The organism is Eikenella sp. NML99-0057, assembly GCF_001648535.1.
In the GTDB taxonomy this organism is placed as follows: domain Bacteria; phylum Pseudomonadota; class Gammaproteobacteria; order Burkholderiales; family Neisseriaceae; genus Eikenella; species Eikenella exigua.
In genome coordinates this window covers 1-18,121 of the sequence record NZ_LXST01000003.1, presented here as the reverse complement: position 1 = coordinate 18,121, position 18,121 = coordinate 1, and the positions used below count along the sequence as shown (strand labels likewise).

Here is an 18,121-nt window from a genome sequence, read left to right as displayed (position 1 = left end):
TTTATTTTCAGGTAGCCTTTACAGATGCAGGCTACCTGAAATTAGGTTTTAATTACTGCCCATATTCTCGTTTATCATCGGCTGCTCCTGCTCTATTTGCTGAGGTTGCTGCTGCATAGGAACAGGGGAAACTCGTGGCTGAGTAACTGTTGTAGGAGCACCTTGTTTTACACCACTTCGTCCTAACAATTGATCAATGACAGGTTCCATTTTGGTTTGTGTAGAAGCAAATTTTGTCAATGCCAGACCGCCACCGCCACGCAAATGATATTCTGCTTGCGCAATTTGTCTTCCTTCTTTCCAAAGATATAATTCGGCATGAGATGAGATAGGTAAGTAGTTACGTCCCAAGAACGCAAAGCAGTATAAGTCATAGAATAAACACAACCTTATGCTGATTTATCTTCTACAACTTGCGACTGAATATTATGATATGCCAACCGATTTTGCAGTACGCTAACAAAATCTCTAACCTGCACACGCGGGTTATTCTCAATACAGATTTCCCTAATATCCTCAGCCGCACTAACAGGTTGAACCGTAATTGATGTACATGCAAAAAGGACGGTTACTCCTAGCAATGCTGCCAAAAGTCTCTTTTGATTTGAATACATAATTTTCTCCTTTAATGTCTCCATCATAAAATTCAGGCTACCTGAAAATTGTTCAACTAGTTTTAACTTCATTGAAGCTTCCCTTTCAGGTAGCCTTCTCTATCAAATCGCGCCGATTTTCTCTTTGTTAGCCTCAATCCACGCCTGCAATTCCTCGCGCGTCATCCATTCCGTGTTGTTGTTGCTGGCATACACGAAGCCTTCGGGCACTTTCACGCCGTTTTTGATGCGCTCGGGCGTTTCATCCCAGCCGTTGATAGCGGGCAGGATTTTGAAGTGTTCGGGATATTCGTAAGTGTGGAACGAGTCTTCCGCGCCAATCATCTGCTCGTGCAGTTTTTCGCCGGGGCGGATGCCGACGGTTTCCTGCGCGCATTCGGGTGCAACGGCGGCAGCCAAGTCGCAAATGTTCATGGACGGGATTTTTTTCACATAAATTTCGCCGCCCACCATGTCGTCAAACGCGTGCCACACCAGCTCCACACCCTGTTCCAGCGAAATCATAAATCGGGTCATGCGCGGGTCGGTAATCGGCAGCGTGCCGCGTGCGCGTTGGGTGAGGAAAAACGGTATCACCGAGCCGCGCGAGCCCATCACGTTGCCGTAGCGCACCACGGCGAAGCGGCAGCCGTGTTCGCCGGAATAGGCGTTGCCGGCCACGAAGAGTTTGTCGCTGGCGAGCTTGGTCGCGCCGTATAAATTGACGGGGCTGCTGGCTTTGTCGGTGGACAGGGCGACGACGCGCTTCACGCCTTTGTCGATGCAGGCGTCAATCAGGTTCATTGCGCCGTTGATGTTGGTTTTCACGCACTCAAACGGGTTGTATTCGGCGGTGGGGACGATTTTGGTGGCGGCGGCATGGACGACGTAATCCACGCCGTCGAGCGCGCGGTACAGGCGGTCTTTGTCGCGCACGTCGCCGATGAAGAAGCGCACGCGTTTGTCGCCCTGAAATTTTTTCGCCATTTCCCACTGCTTCATTTCGTCGCGGGAGAATATGATGATTTTTTTGGGATTGTATTTGGCCAGGGTCATGGGCACGAAGGTGTTGCCGAACGAGCCGGTACCGCCGGTGACGAGGATGGTGGAATTAGAAAGCATGGATAACCTGTTGTTTTAGCTTAATAGGATAGCTGATTCCACCGCAAAATCATCTTAATGGAAACAGCGTAATATGAAGTGGCAAATTATAGCACCGGCATTCGGTGGCTTCTATCGTGCCGCAGGCTACCTGAAAAGTGGCAGCACAGCCTCGCCAAGCTCAACTCACATCTGTGCCAAAGAGAAATAACAGCATGGATTTATCTCTCCTCACTCCTCTTTGGAATAGCCATACATTACAATAATGCCTTTCCCCTACTCCACCCTACCGCCTATGTCTGCCGCTCAAGATCTTACCCTGCTCCTCGTGCGTGACGCCGCCGAGCCGGAAATGTGGATAGACATTTGGGCACGCAGTTATCCGCTGGTGCAACAAGTATCTTGCGCTGCCGATGAAGGCATTGCCCAATGGCAAAGTAAAATCAACACAGCATGGCGGCTTATTCCCGGCCAAGCCATGATTGTGGCACATGGCGCAGGCGTACCGGCCGTGATGGCTTGGTAGTTTCAGAACAGCATGCGCGGCCAGCAACGCATCCGTGGTATGATCTTGGTTTCTCCCCTGCAATCTGCCTGCATGGATGATGAATGGCATACCCTACAACGTACCCGTACCAACTGCAAAGCCGCTTTAGTAATCGGGCAAGATGAAAATCCGCTGTGCCCAACCAACTGGGCAAGCGATACTGCCACCATCTGGCAAGCCAGGCTGTTACGCGCACCGCAACCTGGCCACCTCAACCGCCGCTTGGGCGGCTGGCAATGGGGCATGCGGCTGATGCAGGAAATGTTGTGGGATGACTAATATCCTTGGCGCTACGGGCAATACGGTTTTCAGGTAGCCTCTACACTCCTTGTCACGTTTTCCATGCGCCAAATCAGATCAACACAGGGTAAATCTAATCCATTGAGATAAATTGACTTTACCCGAACTCACACCCAGCAAAACAATGCCAAGCAGCAGCGGCCAAATCCATATATACAACCTTCCTCCCTAGCTTGCCTTACTGCAACAATGTATAGGGATTACGCCATAAATTCCGTTTCCGCTCAGGATAAACATTGACAGTAAACCGCTTAATCTTTAAAATTAAGATTTTCTTATATTAATTTGGATTTTTCTGCTATGAAAACCTTCTCAGCCAAACCGCACGAGGTGAAGCGCGAATGGTATGTCATTGATGCCCAAGATAAAGTTCTGGGTCGTGTGGCTACCGAAGTCGCCCGTCGCTTGCGTGGCAAACACAAGCCCGAATACACCCCGCACGTAGATACTGGCGACTACATCATTGTAGTTAATGCCGACAAGCTGCGTGTTACCGGTGATAAAAATGAAGGCAAAATCTACTACCGCCACTCTGGCTTCCCTGGCGGTATCTACCAGCGCACTTTCCGGGAAATGCAAGACAAATTCCCCGGCCGCGCTCTAGAACAAGCTGTTAAAGGCATGTTGCCTAAAGGCCCCTTGGGCTACGCCATGATCCGCAAGCTGAAAGTGTACGCTGGCAGCGAACATCAGCATGCCGCCCAACAACCCAAAGTATTGGAAATTTAAGGACACCATTTTATGAACGGTAAATACTACTACGGCACTGGCCGTCGCAAAAGTTCTGTAGCCCGTGTGTTCCTGCAAAAAGGTTCTGGTCAGATTGTGGTAAACGGTCGCCCCGTTGACGAATTTTTCGCCCGTGAAACCAGCCGCATGGTGGTGCGCCAGCCTTTGGTTCTGACCGAAAATGCTGAAGCATTCGATATTATGGTAAACGTGTGTGGTGGCGGTGAAACCGGCCAATCCGGCGCTATCCGTCACGGCATCACCCGTGCTCTGATCGACTATGATGCAGGTTTGAAATCTGCTCTGTCTCAAGCTGGCTTCGTTACTCGCGATGCCCGTGAAGTGGAGCGTAAAAAATTCGGTCTGCGCAAAGCACGGCGCGCCAAACAGTTCTCCAAACGTTAATTCGTTTTATATTGCAGAAGAGCCGGTTTCCCCGGCTCTTTATTTATATGCAAGTATCTAATGCTACCTGAAAATTCTCGGTAGCCTTAGATACTTGAAAAACGTTGTTTGTGACACATGCCTACTTTCTTTGTTTGCTGCCGGCTCACTTATCGCTTACCTATTTGTATGCCTATACTCACCACCGTGTTATAACTAAACTTGGTACGATCAACTTAGTTGTCGGTTCATTATAAGGGGCATTTTTCGAAAGTATTTCTAGAATATCCCAAATATACCCCCAAAAATTCTGTCGTTTCAATGACACCCGGATAATCCGCGATAGATACTGAACAAACTCCAAACATGACTGAAAGCCTTGCTGGTCTTGGATTTGGGAGATTGCCGTAAAGGCGTTAGACAAAAAAATAACCGCTAAAATGCCAGAGGCTCTATCGAAATGGATAGATAACTTATTGAAATATAAAGACACAAATTTTCAAAAATCCGAAAATACCGTAAAAAATACCGTAGATTTGCAATGTCTAGGCTTTTTTTGGACTTTTAGACATTTTTAGACATGGGTTTTCAGGTAGCTTGATTTTCAGCAGCTATCCTGCCCATTCTACCAAATACGCTGCCTAACCAGTAACACAACACAACTGCCTACATTAAGGCTATCAGCCAACGCCCATTCTAGCCAAACCGCTGCACAGCGCCGCATAGCGGCTATTCCTGCCAATCGGCGAATACATCGTGCCCTTGGCTGTCTTGGGTGCGCTCTATGCCCCATCTACCAATTCGCAGGCAGCAGCATTGAAACCCTGCCAGTCTGCCGGCAGGCGCATGGCTTGGCCGCATTCGCTGGTATCAGGTTGGGCGGTCTGTATGGTTACGGCTATCCTTTATCGGCTTTAGTGGTTATCTAATGTAGGGGATATGGCAGGGTGTAGCAAGGGGTAGCCGACAAGCCCCGCCGCCGTTAGCCCGGGCGCATCGGCCGCTTCCAGGTAAGGGTCGCATTTTTTGCAGGTAGCCTGCTTTGTTGGTTCGGTAGCCGGCAGGAATGGGCAGCAGGGGTTAATCCTTTTCCCGCAATGTTCACGCTGATTTCCCAATCGGCGCTTATGCAGAATAAACCCCTTTTAAAACAATAAACAATGATTTATCCCTGTATTTTAACGGAAACCCTTTAACAAACCCGCCTGAAAACAGGATAAAAAATATGAATGAGAATGCGGGCGGTCTAGGAAGTGCATCGCTCCAAACTTTTCATGCCCCCCTGCCTATCTGCAGGCCAAACCAAGGAAGGAAGTCATCACACCGCCCCGCTTGTCAAAAATTGCGCGCCGTATTACCCGCGTTCTTGGCAGGTGGCGGAGTACCTTTTACCGTTTCAACCAATCAAATCAAACAGCCTTCCCTTACCCCGGCTCTGCCGATACAAATAACCGTCCACCATTGCCTTAGCCGTAATCTTCAGCACGATTTCCCGCCCGCCCATTTCTACCTGCTCCGCCGGCCGGATAATGCCGGCTATGCTCACTATCTGCCCGGCATTGCATTCCATCAGTCTGCTACACAGCCGCCTATCGAAGGCGATTAGGTCGGCGTTCAGCTCGATAGCCGGCAGGTTGCCGCTGCGGTAGCCGTACACCGTCAGCTTCGCGATTAGGTAGTCCGTTCCCCGTTTGGTTTTCAGCATTTTCGGCTTTAATTGCAGCCTACCGCTAACGATACCGTCTATCATATTGTTTTTCCTGAATTTATAAAACACACCCTGATTTTATTTTTTCTATATATACAAAACATGGTGGGGAAAGTGGGGAAAGTGGGGAAAGTGGGGAAAGTGGGGAAACCAAACATAATCAATATATTACAAAGGCGCTTAGGTGGGGAAGGGGTGGGGAAGGGGTGGGGACAGACGTGGGGAAGGGGCTGGGGACACCAGCCGGCAGAAAGGGCAGGCTACCTGAAACGCTTCCCCACCTTCCCCACCGTGTCCCCACCCCTTCCCCACTTTTTATTAAGCGGCACATTTCAATATATCATATTGATTTATATGTTGATTAACTAACATATATTAAACCTGTCCCCACCTTCCCCACTTATTCTTCTCGCGCGTGTGATAGCTGGTGTTAAAAATGCACACACCCCACGCTTGCCTCGCCAGCTCATATCCGCCCGACGCGCACCGTCAAATTTGCTCTGCCGCCTCATCCGGCGGCACGTCCCCGACAAAGCAATACATCCGCTTCACACAAAGCAGGTTTAGTTCCACCGCCTTACGCGGCAGCTTGATACGGTTATGCTTGCCGTCTTTGCGCATCCAGCCATCCGCCGTTAAAACTTGGCATACCTTGCGCGGGTCAAAGCCCTTGCAGATATATTCTTCAAACACCTTATCCGTGAGGAAATAACGCGGTTTGCCCGTACTGCCGTCTTCATAGTTTGCCGGCACAACGAAGCCCCAAAACTCCGCATAATCGGGTTGGTAATTGCCGCCAATACCCACATCCGCCAAATTGACAAAATACTTGCTGCTCTGCCCGTAAGCCTGTAGGAAATCGCGCGCGCTCTTGCGGATTATCCTGTCTTCACGGTTGCCGCCGCCGTCCCGCTCATACCAAGCACCGAAACAGGATAAAACACCAGCAAAGCCCGCCCCCCTTTCAAGCCCGGTTATGCCCCACTCCGTTGCCAATTCCAAGGCTGCCGCCGCCAACACGAAACGCCGCGCAGCACGGGCAGGCTGGCTGGCCAAATCCGGCGGTAATTGCGCTTCAAACTCGCCCTGCAAGGCTTTCAGCCGCCCCTTAAGCGCTTCCGGTTCGGTGTGCAACCGTTGCACCAGCTCCGCTACATAAGCGCGAAATACCGTTCCATACAGGCTTTTGGCCGCTTCCTCCAAATGTACCGCCAAGCTCTTGCCGTCAGCGAAGCCGTGCAATTCGTCAAATGCGCCGTAGCCCTTGCCCGCATCCGCCGGGATAGACGGCAGCCTTACTGCCTGCCCCGCGTTCAGCTCGAAGCCGGCAGCGCGCAAATAATTTTCTAAATCGTATTCGCCGGTGGAAATGGCCGCCACCGTCCAACTCAAGCGGCCTCTATTGCCGCCCTTGGCCGCCCCTTGCAGCTTGGATTGCCCATTGAATACCGAATAAGCTACCTCTTTGGCGGTTTTCGGGTCGGCCTCGCTGATTTCATCGAGAAACAACAGGCCGTCATTATTGGAGGCGGCTTCATTGTCAAAACCTAGCGAAGTGCCTTTCCATTGCACTTTCAGGCGGGAAGGGTCGCCAAGTGCGGACACCGCAATCAGCCCCGATATGCTCTTGCCGATAGACGAACTACCGAAAAAATGGAAACCGCCGCTTTCCTGCTTAACCAGCCGCAACAGGGGTGCGGCAAAAACCATGTCCAAAGCCAGCAATGGGCGGCTGTTGCCGGCCAAATAACGCCCGATTTCCGCCTGCCATTGCGCCACGCTGCCGGCAGACTGAAACGCTTCCTGCTTGCTGGTGTCGCCGATATAGATAACTTTGCCTTCCGGGCTGCCCAACACCTCGCCGCTGGGCAATACATAGGCGCTGAAATGCTTATCACACCAGCCGCCGCGCCTCACTACCTGCCACACCTCGGCGTTGCCTTCCCATTGGATATAGTCGGCCAGCAGCCCCATCAACATACTGCCTTGCTTCACGCCGATACCCAAACCGCGCAGGAAACCCCACCCGTCCGGCCGCCCCACTATATCCATAGGCAGCGCGCGCCGCTCCGTACGGCCGTTGCGTTTGAACTCGATTACTCTGTATTCGTTGCCCTCGAAATCCTGCCCGCGCCCGACAATCTCGAACGGGTCTGCCAGCTTTTGCGGTTTCTTGAAGTGTTCCACGCCGTCCTTATCCGTACTCACGCCGTGATACCACACCCCCGCCGACAAGGTGGCATTGTGCCAAATCACTTCGTAATAGGGCGCTATCGGCTGCGGCTCGCTGTCCCGAATGGCGGCCAATGCCTCCAAATCGCTGCGTTCGCCCTTAACCAGCTTCAAGCGGCCGTTACCCTTGCCGCCGCCCTGATTGCCCTTGGCTGCGCCTTGGCGGCCGTTTGCCGCGTTGTTTTCGCCTGTTTCGTTTCTGTCGTCTCTGTTGTCGCTCATTTTCAGGTAGCCTCTATTGTTTCAGGTAGCCTTTAGCCGTATTGGCCGCCAGCACGTCCAGCGCATCCGTGCCGATACCGTCCGGCTGCCAAATCCTAATGCTGTCCAATTTGCCGCTATATCGACGCTGCAATGCCCGCGCGGCCTGAATGCCGGTTTTATTCGGGTCGTTATCGGCAATAATGACCAGCTCCCGCACGCTATCGGGCAACACCAGCGATTTCAGCCCGTGCGCCGAACCGCAAGCCCACATCGGCACGCCCGATATATACCGCGCCGCTATCGCCGTCTCGATACCCTCGCACACACCCAATAGGCCGTTTTGCGGGCGGAATAGGCGCATGGCCGCACCGGTCAGGCTGCCCGCGCCCACCGCCTGCATTTTCTTGGCCGGCAGCCGTTGCCGGCTGCGCGGCTCATATAGCGCCGCCTTGGCCACTTCGCCGCCGGCGGCCACCGTGAGATAGGTTTGATGCAACCCGCACGGCTTGCCCGCCGTATCGCGGTAAACCGCCACCATAGCGGGGAAACGCCCGATAACACGCCCCACGTGCCAATAGGCCAAACGCGGATGCAGGCGCAAATCGCCGCTTATCGGCAACTGTTCCGGGTAGGGAATACCGCGCCCATGCAGATAATCCGCAATCAGCCGGCTGCCGTTCCACGGCTCGCATTCGCCCCATAAAGCCGCCAGCCGCTGCCGCTTGGCCTCATCCCTTACCGCTTCTTGCACAGGCGGCGCGGCTTTGGCCAACACCGGCGCAGGCTGCCCGCCGCCCATGCCCAACACCCCGGCCACCGCCCGCACCGCTTCCTTGAAGTCATAACCCGACACCAGCATCAGCAAATCAAAGCCGCTACCGCCATCCGGGGCACAATGGTTGCAGATAAAACCGCCACCCTGCTTATGGTCGGTAAAGCGGTAGCGGTCTTTGCCGCCGCAGGCAGGGCATGGCTGGTGTTTGCGCGTATCGGTATAGCGGGCATCCACGCCCAAGGCCGCCAAGATGGCCGGCCAGCGCCCGCGTGCCACCGCCTTCACTTCGGCTAGGGAAAAGCGCGGCCGTTTTTCGTCTGGATAACTCATGATTTGGCTTTCTTCAGGCTGCAAACCGCCCTGCCTAGTGCCAAAACGTGCGCTAGGCGGCCTGATTTGCGAAATTAAGGGGATAGAATGGAAAGATAGGGCAATACTGCCGCACGGCCTAAACGCGCTATAAACGCAAATTTAAGCCGTTTACCGCGCATTTATCGCTTGCGGTGTTTATGCCGGTTGCTTGCGGCGGCAGGCTGCCGGGCTGGCGTTTGGCTGCGCCGGTAGGCCAGCGGATTGCCCGACACCAGCCAAGCCCCGCCTGCCAGCTGCAAAATCATGGGATTGCCGGCCTCATGCGCCGCCGCATATTCCGCCGCTTCAGTAAAGCTGCCGCACTCCAGCAGCCCCGCCAGCGCCGCAGGATTGCACCTGTCCAGCGCCACCGTGCCGGCAGATACGCCCCACAGATACACACACCAGCGCTCACCCTGCCGCAACACGCCAATACGCGCACCCTCCGGCCGGTTGCCACCCAATGCGGCTATCGCCTCCGCCGTTTCGGCAAGGCTGGCAAAGGCAAACAACGGCTTAATGGCTAAAGGGTTCATCGTTTGCCCCCTTCCTGCTTTTGCGTGCCGTTCAAAGCTTGTTGGAATCCTTGGCGGAAGCCGTATTGCTCCGTCAGCACACCGGACAGCTCGTGCAGATAGAGCAAAGCCGCGCCCAATTCCGCCATCAGCGCATTAGACAGGCGGGCGCTTTCCGCCGCGCCAAGCTCTTGCTGGGAAGCCGGCAGGGTGGCATGGTGTTCCAGCAGTCGGCCTACCGTTTCCAAGATAAAGCCCAAGCGCCGGGAGGCCACTTCCGACAGCTCGAGCAGGTTGTCCAGCTCGGTATCGGATAAATCAACCACATACTCCGCTGCAAGATACTCACGGTTGGCCAACAAGCCGGCCAAGCCGCCATATAGCGCCATATTGATGCGGCTGGTGTCGAGTTTGCCGGTATTCATGCCACACCTCCCGATACCACACGGCACACCGTCCATTTGTCGGCGGCGGATTGCTGGATATTGAAGCGGTAATGGTCGGCACGCGCGGCCGTCAGGCGGTCGATAAAGGCAGCAGCTTGTATCAGGCTGGGAAACGTGCGGATAGGATGAGAAACAAGCGGGCGTGAATAGCCCTGTCGGATTTTGGTCATGATTGCTTACCTCTTTCTGGTTAGGCTCTACGCCGCCTTTCCGTTCTCACGCGGTGGGGCGGCAGGGCAAAGGGCAAAGGGTGAGAAACCGACAACCAGTATCGGCAAGGCTTACGCCTTACTTTGCCCCCGCCTGCCTCTGAAAGGTAAAGCAAGGGGAATGCAAGCATGAAAATACCGCTTGGCGTGCTGGTGTCGGAAACACCTTGCGCGGTGGGCGGCTGCTTGCCTGGTTGTATCAGCTTCTCACGGCTGGCCGTTTGATTGAAAACGGCGCGGCCATTATTGCCCGGTGGAATTGTGCTGTCAAGGGGCGGTGGGGTTTTCAGGTAGCCTTTTCCGCTTCGCCCAGATGCACCACCGCGAACAGCGGCGGCGGATTGCCGCGCCGGGCATCTTCGCCGCGCAAGGCCGCCCGTTCGGCCTGCTCCACCATCGGCGGCGGGTTAGTATATGGCGAAATCGCCTGATAGGCCGCTGCAAACGGCAATCCTTCCAGCCACACCGGCAAAATACGCCCTTGCTCGCATTGCTCTCGAATACGCCTGATTTCATCATCCGGCGGTATCTGCCCGCTGCTTATCACGTCATACACCAGCAAGGCTGCTTGCAGGCTTTCCATTGCCGGTACATCGTCAAAATAGCGGACAAGGTACACCGCTCCCGCCTGTTTCGCGCGTTTCTCTGTTTCCAAACCCAAGCTATATAGCGCATTGCGGCGGCTGTAACTGTGGATTTGCACATCTGCCGGCCATTGCCCTGCTTCCAACGCGGCCAGCAGCCCCGCCCTATCCGTAAGGGCGAAAGTCAGATTGCTCCGGTCGCACAACAATACGGCTTGGCTGCTCATCTCGCCCCCTTCCCACCCTTATCGGCGGCGCTGGTGTTATGGGTGGCATGGCTCGCCGCAATACGCTTATCCAGCCACGCTTGCAGTCGGTCGGAAGGCCAAGCTACCGCATTGGCGGACAGCTGCACCCGCTGCGGGAAATCCGGGTCGTACCGCGTCTTGTCTTTCGGGTTGCACTTGGCATAAATCGCCGCCCGGCTCAAGCCGGTAATCGCCATCACATCGGGCAGGCGCAACATTCGGATGGAAATAGAACTATCAGCCATAAAATCCTCCATATAAATAAAAACTCCAACAAAAACCGTGTATTCATTGTCATTTAGGATAGCAACAATGGAATACACGGCAATGTAATCAGACAGCCGTTTTTATGGAATAGCCGATACCGTACAGGATATAGCCGATACCGCTCAGGATATATCCTGTACGGTATCGGCTATATTTTTCTGCACTCCTTAACTCTACTTCCTTACTTTGTCAAATTTATACTGTCCTTGAATTTTTCAAACTCCTGTCCAGTTATGGCTTTTATTGCCCCCTCAAGGGTTTTATACCCATACGCAACATAATTTCTCATAGCAAACTGCCTTGCCGACAACTTGGGCTTTTCTTGTTTAGCCTCCACAAAAGCCTGTTGAAACTTCTGTCTATTTGCTCCCCTCACCTTAGCGGACTTAGCCGCCTGTTTACGGCTTTTATTCGCCAAAGCCCTAGCACCTAATTCAGCGAAATTAATCACACCATTTGCTGCTATATCCGCATGGGAAGCCAAGGCCAATAGTGCGGATACGTCTGCCATCAGCTCAAATACGGCTACCGGATTATAGAAAACAGAAACATGGTAGCCGTTTTCGTCCACTTGTTCATAAGCGGTTTCCAGCACATCTGTAATCGTTTCCCATTGATGGTAGTCATCCACTATCCGTCGATAGGCGGCAGCCAGCAAATGTTGCCGGGTTAATCCGATTATCCGGCGCTGCATACCGCATATTTTGACTGACAGCGGAATATCCGCTGCCTTGGGGAGCTGGCTTTTGTCTTTGTAACAGCCATACAGGGCAGCCGGCAAAACTGGGACGGTGTATTCATCCCGCGTTTTGTTGTATCGTCCTTTCCCTATCTCTGCATCAAAAGCAGCAATGATTTTATCTATATCGGCTAATATCTTGTCGATTTCTGCCACTGTCATCATTTCCAGCCAGCTTTTACATTCCAGCTTAGTCAGCAGCAGGCATGGGCTTAAATGCAATGCTACCTCGCGGCCACGCTGTAATAGCGGGTGTTGGCTGCCGTGTTCATTTGAAACCGTATCGCTCATCAAAACGCCCCATATTTCTGCCCCACAGCATAGGGAGGCCACACCGGCAGGCTTGGGGCTGCATCCTGCTTTTCGCCCTTGGTAGCTAATCGCGGGCTAGGTATGGCCGTAAACTTTTCAGGTAGCCTGTTTGGCTTGCTCGTACCGCTCCCGTAAAAAATCCGAATACCATTGCATCATTTCCTTGCGCTGCGGCAGGTATTCCGTGCGGTGGTAAGCGGCGCGCACTTTGTTTTGCTCCACATGGGCTAACTGCCGCTCGATAACGTCCGGCGGCCAGCCGTTTTCGTTCAGAATATCGGTAGCCAAGCTGCGGAAGCCGTGCGGTGTGGCTATGCCGCTGTAGCCCATCCTACCTGTCAGATAAGACAGGGTGTTTTCGCTCATGCACCTATCGGCATGGCTCACGGAGGGAAATAAATAGCGGCTGTAGCCGGTTATCGCCCGCAGTTCGGCCAGCAGTTCCAGCGACCAATTGGCCAGCGGCACGATATGCGGGGCTTTCATCTTCATTTTCTCGGCGGGAATGCGCCACTCTGCCGCCTCAAAGTCGATTTCCTCCCATTCCGCCCGCCTCAATTCCCCTGCCCGCACAAACAGCAGCATAATCAGCAGCATGGCTATCCGGGTTGGCTGCCGGATTTTTTCGGCCAGCAAACGGCGGTAAAACTCCACCAGCTCGGCTTGCGGCAAGGCGGGCTGGTGTTTTTGTTTGGGCAGTTTGATTGTGCCGGTTAGCACGGCGGCGGGGTTGTTTTCGGCTCGCTCTGTTCGGATAGCGTAGTTAAATACGGCTTTGATGCGCTGTAATATGCTGGCCGCCGTATCCAATGCACCACGTGCGGCCACCGCATCAACGGTTGCCTTCACGTCTTTAATACGGATTTCCGCTATCGGCAGGCTGCCAAGCGCAGGCAAAATATCCACCTCGAAGCTGCGCCACACTTTAGCGGCATGGCCTGCCGTCCAGCCGGCGCGCTGGTGTTCGTACCATTCGGCGGCCAAATTGCGGAAGGTGTTTTGTAGGGCGGCAATGCGCTCTTGTTTGGCCTGCTTCTTGGCTTCGCCCGGGTCTTGCCCGGCAGCCAGCAGCCGGCGCGCGCTTTCGGCGGCTTCCCGCGCTTCGAGCAGGGAGATAAGGGGATATTTCCCGATTGATAGTGTTTTTCGCTTATTAGCTATCGCGTAATCAAGCCGCCATAATTTGCCGCCCGCAGGGGTAACTTGCAGATACAGCCCGCTACCGTCAGTCAGCTTGTAAGCTTTGTCGGCAGGCTTGGCATTCTTTATTTGGCGGTCGGTTAGCGGCATTTTTACGGTATTTTTTCGGCGGTATTTTCAAAATACCGTAAAAGATACCGTAAAAATTCTGTTGCTTCAATGCAATTCGGATAGACGGCGGTAGATACCAAACAAGCCCTAAACATAGCTAGAAACCTTGCTGGGCTTGGGTCTTGTAGATTTAGATAGAAGGCGTTAGACAAAAAAATAACCGCTAAAATGCGGTTAGTGGTGGCCAGAGGCAGGATCGAACTGCCGACACACGGATTTTCAATCCGTTGCTCTACCAACTGAGCTATCTGGCCGCTTTCGCAGCTTATTATTACACCAGTTATTCCAATCTGAGTCAAGCTTTTCCGGGAAAATATTTTTGTTAATTAGCGAATATATTATTTTCTCAAATATTTTTCAGGTACCTTTCATCTCTTGTCTCTACCCTGATCCTGCCGCAAATGTTCCATTGCCAACTCAATAGTGTACAGCTGTTTACGGTAGTGTTTGCAAGGTGAACAAACGAGGAGATGCAATCGCAGTTGCCAGTGTTCCAGGAGGCTCAGCGGACGGTCGTGTTGTAGCGAAATCAGTTCTGCGGCTTGTTGGCATTTCAGCATATGCATCCTCCTTATCCGTTTAACCAATTACTTTGCAGACAGCGACGTAGGCCATTACGGGCGCGGTAAAGAATGGTGTAGCAGTTATCAGCGCTAATACCGGTTTGCTGACAAATTTCAGCCACTTCCAACCCCATCAACTCCCGTAGCATAAATACTCGCGCGGTATTGTCCGGTAATTGTTCGAGGCAGTATTCCATAGTATGCATAAATTCCTGCTGCCGGATGATGTCTTCCGGAGAAGCCCATGTTTGTGGGTTGGCGCTGTCCATCCAATGGCCGCTCTCGTCAAACTGCTGCCGGCGGACGGCATCGAGAAACTGCTCGTCTTCGCTGCTCACTTGCCATTGCAGTCGGTTTTGTCGGCTACGCAGGCTGTCTAATAAGGTGTTACGCAAAATAGCAAACACCCACGTTTGCCATTGTGCGGCAGCTTGAAACTGCTGCCGGCGAGCAAAAGCTTTCAGCAGGGTGTCTTGCACCACGTCTTCCGCCCATTGGGCATCGTGTAGTTGCAGGGTGGCAAAACGTAGAAGTTTGCGCCGCAGTTCGGCAACATCGGCCTGCTGCCAAACCTGTTCCAGGTGGTGATTAGGGTCTGCTTGGTTAGGTTTCATTTTGCTTTGGAAGGCTACCTGAAACTTTCAAGTAGCCCATTCTTTGTGATTAGACGATTTAGCTACTGCCATTCTGACATGCTAAGACCTTTGAAAAACTACCTCCCACGGGCACTTAGGGCATTATGTGCTACTCAATCGCTTACCTACCTCTAATGATATGCCTGTGCTGCGACAGCCAAACAAATTCTTTCTCCCCGCAAAGCAGCGAGCTGCAGAAAGCACAGTAGTACAACAAGGTGAGCTAACGCCGTAAGGGGAGGAGAAGAAGGTGTTTGGTGAAACGCCTTGAACTGCGCCCATATTCGGCAACTCTTAAAAGGTCTTATACCGCTAACTTCAGCAACTCAATTGGATTCTTCCAAAAGGTTACCTGAAACTTTTCAGGTTTGCCGTGAATGCTGCTGTGCATGTAGTCGATTTAATTGCCGCCGCTTCGATATGCTGCCGAATAGGAGCACAACTTTGCCACGGCCTCACGCAGTTGGGCGGCCAGCACGGCCAGTTCTGCATGATCGGCCATTTTATCTTCGTGTTGCGCCAGCTCGTACAAATGCCCGGGAATCAGGTGCATATGGTAGTGGAACACGCTCTGGCCTGCTTCTTGGCCGTTAAGCTGCATTTGCACGATGCCGTGCCGCTGCAGAACTTTGCGCTGGGCAGTAATGATTTTTTGGGCAGCAGCAAACACGGCTTGGGCGTATTCCGTCGGCAGGTCGGTCAGCTCCACAGCCTGTGTTTTCGGCACAATCAACACATGGCCACGCGCCTGTGGCATCACGTCGAGAAAGGCGAGGACTTTTTCGTCTTCGTACACCGTATGGTTGGGAATTTCACCGCGCAGGATTTTGGCGAAAATATTATTGCTGTCGTATGCGGACATGGCGTTCTCCTTGATAGTCAATAAGAATTTTTCAGCTACGTTGCGGCTGATGTTTTTCAGGTAGCCTGCTAAGCAAATTGCTTCAAGCCCTAAGGCTACCTGAAAACTCACACGGCTTCCAGTTTGGCAAACTTGGTGTCCAGCACTTTGATGCCCTGCTTGCCGAAGTTTACGGTGAGGCGGGCGCTGCCTGCTTTGTGCTCACCTTCGATGATTACGCCGGTGCCGAATTTGGCGTGCCGCACATTTTGGCCGATGCTGAAGCCGTCGTAATCCTGCTTCGCCACCGGCGCAGCCCATTCTGCCCTGCTCTGTTGAGGCCGGCCTTCGGGCACGGGGAAGCGTGGTTTCAGCACGGGGGTGAGTAAACGCAGTAAATCGGGCGGAATTTCTTCCACAAAGCGTGATACGGTGCCGAAATGGGTTTGGCCGTGCAACATCCGCTGTTGCGCCATGCTGATGTAGAGCCGCCGCCGGGCGCGGGTGATGGCCACATACATCAGCCGCCGCTCTTCCTCCAGCCCGCCGTGTTCGGCCAGGCTTAATTCGCTGGGAAAACGGCCTTCTTCCATGCCGGTGAGGAATACGGCGTCGAATTCCAGCCCTTTGGCGGCGTGCACGGTCATCAGCTGTACGGCAGATTCATCGGCGGCGGCCTGGTTCTCACCAGATTCAAGCGCAGCATTGCTCAAAAAGGCAAGCACGGGGAATGCCGGGCTCTCTGCGGCATCGGCGAGCAAGGTTTCAAACGTGCTGTCTTCAGGGCGGAATTCTTCGGCCGCACGAATGAGTTCGTCCAAGTTGTTTAAGCGGTCTTGATAGTCGGCTTTTTGGTTTTGGTAATACTCATACAGACCGCTGCTGCGCACGGCCTCGGCCACAATCTCAGGTAGCCCCACTTGGCCAATGCAGCCACGCAGGCTTTCAATCAGGCGCACAAAGGCTGCCACTTTGCCGTTTTTCACGGCCACGCGGCAGGCTGCCTGCCACAGCGGCATGCCTTCCTGCGCAGCAGCGGCTTGAATGTTTTCCACCGTACGGCTGCCAATGCCGCGTGCGGGCACGTTGATGACGCGCAACAAAGCGTTATCGTCGTCAGGATTAACCGCCAGCCGCAAATAAGCAAGTGCATGTTTGATCTCCTGCCGCTCATAAAAGCGCAGGCCGCCGTAGATTTTATAGGGCAGTCCTGCACGAAACAGAGCTTGCTCGAGAATTCGCGACTGGGCATTGCTGCGGTAGAGCACGGCAGTTTGTGCCAAATCCATGCCGTCCCGGTGCAGGGCTTTGATTTCTTCTACCACGAACTCGGCTTCTTCACCGTCGGTAAAGGCGGAAAGGAAGCGGATTTTTTCGCCATGCTCGGCTTCAGTGCGCAGGTTCTTGCCCAAGCGGCCGTCGTTATGGGCAATCACGGCATTGGCCGCAGCAAGGATATTGCCCACCGAACGGTAGTTCTGCTCCAGCTTGATAGGAGAGGCTACCTGAAATTCACGCATGAAATCGGCCATATTGCCCACGCGCGCGCCACGGAAACGGTAGATGCTCTGATCGTCGTCACCCACAGCAAATACAGCAGCATGTTGCCCAGCCAGAAGTTTGAGCCAATCGTATTGCAGTTTGTTGGTGTCTTGGAATTCGTCCACCAAGATGTGGTTGAAGCGGTTTTGGTAGTGAGTACGTAGGATCTCGTTACTTTGCAACACTTCATAGCTACGCAACATGAGTTCAGCAAAATCTGCTACCCCTTCCTGCCGACACAGACGATCGTATTCGGCATAGCATTCAATCAGGTGCTGCTCAAACGGATTGTTGGCATGTAGCACAGCAGCACGCAAACCTGCTTCTTTTTGCGCGTTGATAAAGCCTTGTAAGACACGCGGGGCGATGATTTCTTCGGAAATGTTGAGAGCTTTGAGCAGGCGTTTGACTAGAGCGAGCTGGTCACTGCTATCTAAAATCTGGAAGGCAGCAGGCAAACCAGCTTCTTTGTGATGCAAACGCAGAAATCGGTGGCACAGGCCATGGAACGTACCCAGCCACATAGCGCGAATATTAAGCGGCAACATGGCTTCGAGCCGGGCACGCATTTCTTTCGCAGCCTTATTAGTGAAAGTAACCGCCATCACCGAATGTAGGCTAGCTTGGGCGCTATGCAAGAGCCAAGCGATGCGGGTAGTAAGCACTTTCGTTTTACCACTGCCGGCACCAGCCAGCACCAAAGCAGATTGCGCCGGCCAGGTTACCGCAGAAAGTTGCTCATTGTTTAAGCCGGAAAGTAGGGAGTTTTTCGGAATAGGCGTGAACACGATATGGAGTATTGGGCTAACTAGAAAAGATGGATTATATAGTTAAAATTCTTAATTAATCTGAGTATTCTTTCCATTCCTTTCATCATACTCCCACAAAGCACAACACCCGCCATCAGGCAGGTGTCGTAAATAGGTGTTTGGCAGTGTCCTACTTTCGCACGGGTATCCGCACTATCATCGGCGCTGGTTCGTTT

The 18,121-nt window shown here is 53.2% G+C and carries 19 protein-coding genes, 1 tRNA gene and 1 pseudogene; 3 read left to right on the top strand and 18 right to left on the bottom strand.

All coding sequences use genetic code 11. The annotated features are described in order from the left end of the window. Window positions 1-48: 48 nt before the first annotated feature. From A7Q03_RS10120 to pseB, 3 genes are read right to left on the bottom strand one after another with little or no spacing between them, the layout of a single operon-like run. Window positions 49-351 carry a hypothetical protein gene (locus A7Q03_RS10120; RefSeq protein ID WP_153705570.1) on the bottom strand — a complete coding sequence of 101 codons (303 nt, stop codon included), beginning with the start codon at window positions 349-351 and terminating at the stop codon, window positions 49-51. A 38-nt stretch (window positions 352-389) separates the two neighbouring features. Next, window positions 390-686 carry a hypothetical protein gene (locus A7Q03_RS04980; protein ID WP_067447893.1) on the bottom strand — a complete coding sequence of 99 codons (297 nt, stop codon included), beginning with the start codon at window positions 684-686 and terminating at the stop codon, window positions 390-392. A 30-nt stretch (window positions 687-716) separates the two neighbouring features. Beyond that, window positions 717-1,715 carry a UDP-N-acetylglucosamine 4,6-dehydratase (inverting) gene (gene pseB, locus A7Q03_RS04975; RefSeq protein WP_067441155.1) on the bottom strand — a complete coding sequence of 333 codons (999 nt, stop codon included), beginning with the start codon at window positions 1,713-1,715 and terminating at the stop codon, window positions 717-719. Window positions 1,716-1,989: 274 nt separating this feature from the next. Here pseB and A7Q03_RS04970 point away from each other — a divergent pair. The 3 genes and pseudogenes from A7Q03_RS04970 to rpsI all read left to right on the top strand — a co-directional run bounded on the left by A7Q03_RS04970 (window position 1,990) and on the right by rpsI (window position 3,675). Continuing rightward, window positions 1,990-2,520, top strand: a pseudogene (locus A7Q03_RS04970) (alpha/beta hydrolase). A gap of 321 nt (window positions 2,521-2,841) precedes the next feature. Continuing rightward, window positions 2,842-3,270 (top strand): 50S ribosomal protein L13, encoded by a 429-nt coding sequence (gene rplM, locus A7Q03_RS04965; protein ID WP_023887079.1) that lies wholly within the window; start codon window positions 2,842-2,844, stop codon window positions 3,268-3,270. A gap of 12 nt (window positions 3,271-3,282) precedes the next feature. Further along, window positions 3,283-3,675: a 30S ribosomal protein S9 gene (gene rpsI / locus A7Q03_RS04960; protein ID WP_003822527.1), complete on the top strand. Its 393-nt coding sequence runs from the start codon at window positions 3,283-3,285 to the stop codon at window positions 3,673-3,675. A gap of 1,375 nt (window positions 3,676-5,050) precedes the next feature. Here the strand turns inward: rpsI and A7Q03_RS04955 are convergent. The 15 genes from A7Q03_RS04955 to A7Q03_RS04885 all read right to left on the bottom strand — a co-directional run bounded on the left by A7Q03_RS04955 (window position 5,051) and on the right by A7Q03_RS04885 (window position 17,924). Then, complete coding sequence (locus tag A7Q03_RS04955) at window positions 5,051-5,359, bottom strand: hypothetical protein (RefSeq protein ID WP_153705571.1); 309 nt, start codon at window positions 5,357-5,359, stop codon at window positions 5,051-5,053. Window positions 5,360-5,851: 492 nt separating this feature from the next. Next, window positions 5,852-7,816 carry a DUF927 domain-containing protein gene (locus tag A7Q03_RS04950; RefSeq protein ID WP_067447889.1) on the bottom strand — a complete coding sequence of 655 codons (1,965 nt, stop codon included), beginning with the start codon at window positions 7,814-7,816 and terminating at the stop codon, window positions 5,852-5,854. A gap of 13 nt (window positions 7,817-7,829) precedes the next feature. After that, entirely contained in the window at window positions 7,830-8,903 is a 1,074-nt protein-coding gene (locus A7Q03_RS04945; RefSeq protein WP_067448202.1) for a toprim domain-containing protein, read from the bottom strand. Between the two features lie 161 nt (window positions 8,904-9,064). After that, entirely contained in the window at window positions 9,065-9,460 is a 396-nt protein-coding gene (locus A7Q03_RS04940; protein ID WP_067447887.1) for a hypothetical protein, read from the bottom strand. Continuing rightward, the gene (locus tag A7Q03_RS04935; protein ID WP_067447885.1) at window positions 9,457-9,864 is read right to left on the bottom strand and encodes a hypothetical protein; all 408 of its coding nucleotides are present in this window, start codon (window positions 9,862-9,864) and stop codon (window positions 9,457-9,459) included. The genes A7Q03_RS04940 and A7Q03_RS04935 overlap by 4 nt, the downstream gene beginning before the upstream one ends. After that, the gene (locus tag A7Q03_RS04930; protein ID WP_067447883.1) at window positions 9,861-10,055 is read right to left on the bottom strand and encodes a hypothetical protein; all 195 of its coding nucleotides are present in this window, start codon (window positions 10,053-10,055) and stop codon (window positions 9,861-9,863) included. Before A7Q03_RS04930 ends, A7Q03_RS04935 begins: the two co-directional genes overlap by 4 nt. A gap of 325 nt (window positions 10,056-10,380) precedes the next feature. Beyond that, entirely contained in the window at window positions 10,381-10,905 is a 525-nt protein-coding gene (locus tag A7Q03_RS04925; RefSeq protein WP_067447881.1) for a hypothetical protein, read from the bottom strand. Continuing rightward, complete coding sequence (locus A7Q03_RS04920; RefSeq protein WP_167738627.1) at window positions 10,902-11,171, bottom strand: AlpA family transcriptional regulator; 270 nt, start codon at window positions 11,169-11,171, stop codon at window positions 10,902-10,904. Before A7Q03_RS04920 ends, A7Q03_RS04925 begins: the two co-directional genes overlap by 4 nt. 203 nt (window positions 11,172-11,374) lie before the next feature. Beyond that, window positions 11,375-12,223, bottom strand: coding sequence for a hypothetical protein (locus tag A7Q03_RS04915; RefSeq protein WP_156502934.1), 849 nt, complete (start codon window positions 12,221-12,223; stop codon window positions 11,375-11,377). Window positions 12,224-12,340: 117 nt separating this feature from the next. Beyond that, entirely contained in the window at window positions 12,341-13,534 is a 1,194-nt protein-coding gene (locus A7Q03_RS04910; protein ID WP_067447875.1) for an integrase arm-type DNA-binding domain-containing protein, read from the bottom strand. Between the two features lie 199 nt (window positions 13,535-13,733). Further along, window positions 13,734-13,809, bottom strand: a tRNA-Phe gene (locus A7Q03_RS04905). A gap of 114 nt (window positions 13,810-13,923) precedes the next feature. After that, window positions 13,924-14,115, bottom strand: a complete 192-nt coding sequence (locus tag A7Q03_RS04900) for a zf-HC2 domain-containing protein (RefSeq protein ID WP_067447873.1) — start codon at window positions 14,113-14,115, stop codon at window positions 13,924-13,926. An 11-nt stretch (window positions 14,116-14,126) separates the two neighbouring features. After that, window positions 14,127-14,732 carry a sigma-70 family RNA polymerase sigma factor gene (locus A7Q03_RS04895; RefSeq protein ID WP_067447871.1) on the bottom strand — a complete coding sequence of 202 codons (606 nt, stop codon included), beginning with the start codon at window positions 14,730-14,732 and terminating at the stop codon, window positions 14,127-14,129. A gap of 421 nt (window positions 14,733-15,153) precedes the next feature. Then, window positions 15,154-15,615 (bottom strand): HIT family protein, encoded by a 462-nt coding sequence (locus tag A7Q03_RS04890; RefSeq protein WP_067448200.1) that lies wholly within the window; start codon window positions 15,613-15,615, stop codon window positions 15,154-15,156. Between the two features lie 107 nt (window positions 15,616-15,722). Then, on the bottom strand, window positions 15,723-17,924 hold the full coding sequence (locus tag A7Q03_RS04885; RefSeq protein WP_067447869.1) for a UvrD-helicase domain-containing protein: 2,202 nt from the start codon (window positions 17,922-17,924) through the stop codon (window positions 15,723-15,725). Window positions 17,925-18,121: the final 197 nt, after the last annotated feature.

What these genes read in the sequence shown, in the direction of transcription:
- A7Q03_RS04980 (WP_067447893.1), bottom strand. Translation starts at nt 686, where the DNA reads ATGAAGTTAAAACTAGTTGAACAATTTTCAGGTAGCCTGAATTTTATG.
- pseB (WP_067441155.1), bottom strand. Translation starts at nt 1,715, where the DNA reads ATGCTTTCTAATTCCACCATCCTCGTCACCGGCGGTACCGGCTCGTTC.
- rplM (WP_023887079.1), top strand. Translation starts at nt 2,842, where the DNA reads ATGAAAACCTTCTCAGCCAAACCGCACGAGGTGAAGCGCGAATGGTAT.
- rpsI (WP_003822527.1), top strand. Translation starts at nt 3,283, where the DNA reads ATGAACGGTAAATACTACTACGGCACTGGCCGTCGCAAAAGTTCTGTA.
- A7Q03_RS04955 (WP_153705571.1), bottom strand. Translation starts at nt 5,359, where the DNA reads ATGCTGAAAACCAAACGGGGAACGGACTACCTAATCGCGAAGCTGACG.
- A7Q03_RS04950 (WP_067447889.1), bottom strand. Translation starts at nt 7,816, where the DNA reads ATGAGCGACAACAGAGACGACAGAAACGAAACAGGCGAAAACAACGCG.
- A7Q03_RS04945 (WP_067448202.1), bottom strand. Translation starts at nt 8,903, where the DNA reads ATGAGTTATCCAGACGAAAAACGGCCGCGCTTTTCCCTAGCCGAAGTG.
- A7Q03_RS04940 (WP_067447887.1), bottom strand. Translation starts at nt 9,460, where the DNA reads ATGAACCCTTTAGCCATTAAGCCGTTGTTTGCCTTTGCCAGCCTTGCC.
- A7Q03_RS04935 (WP_067447885.1), bottom strand. Translation starts at nt 9,864, where the DNA reads ATGAATACCGGCAAACTCGACACCAGCCGCATCAATATGGCGCTATAT.
- A7Q03_RS04930 (WP_067447883.1), bottom strand. Translation starts at nt 10,055, where the DNA reads ATGACCAAAATCCGACAGGGCTATTCACGCCCGCTTGTTTCTCATCCT.
- A7Q03_RS04925 (WP_067447881.1), bottom strand. Translation starts at nt 10,905, where the DNA reads ATGAGCAGCCAAGCCGTATTGTTGTGCGACCGGAGCAATCTGACTTTC.
- A7Q03_RS04920 (WP_167738627.1), bottom strand. Translation starts at nt 11,171, where the DNA reads ATGGCTGATAGTTCTATTTCCATCCGAATGTTGCGCCTGCCCGATGTG.
- A7Q03_RS04915 (WP_156502934.1), bottom strand. Translation starts at nt 12,223, where the DNA reads ATGAGCGATACGGTTTCAAATGAACACGGCAGCCAACACCCGCTATTA.
- A7Q03_RS04910 (WP_067447875.1), bottom strand. Translation starts at nt 13,534, where the DNA reads ATGCCGCTAACCGACCGCCAAATAAAGAATGCCAAGCCTGCCGACAAA.
- A7Q03_RS04900 (WP_067447873.1), bottom strand. Translation starts at nt 14,115, where the DNA reads ATGCTGAAATGCCAACAAGCCGCAGAACTGATTTCGCTACAACACGAC.
- A7Q03_RS04895 (WP_067447871.1), bottom strand. Translation starts at nt 14,732, where the DNA reads ATGAAACCTAACCAAGCAGACCCTAATCACCACCTGGAACAGGTTTGG.
- A7Q03_RS04890 (WP_067448200.1), bottom strand. Translation starts at nt 15,615, where the DNA reads ATGTCCGCATACGACAGCAATAATATTTTCGCCAAAATCCTGCGCGGT.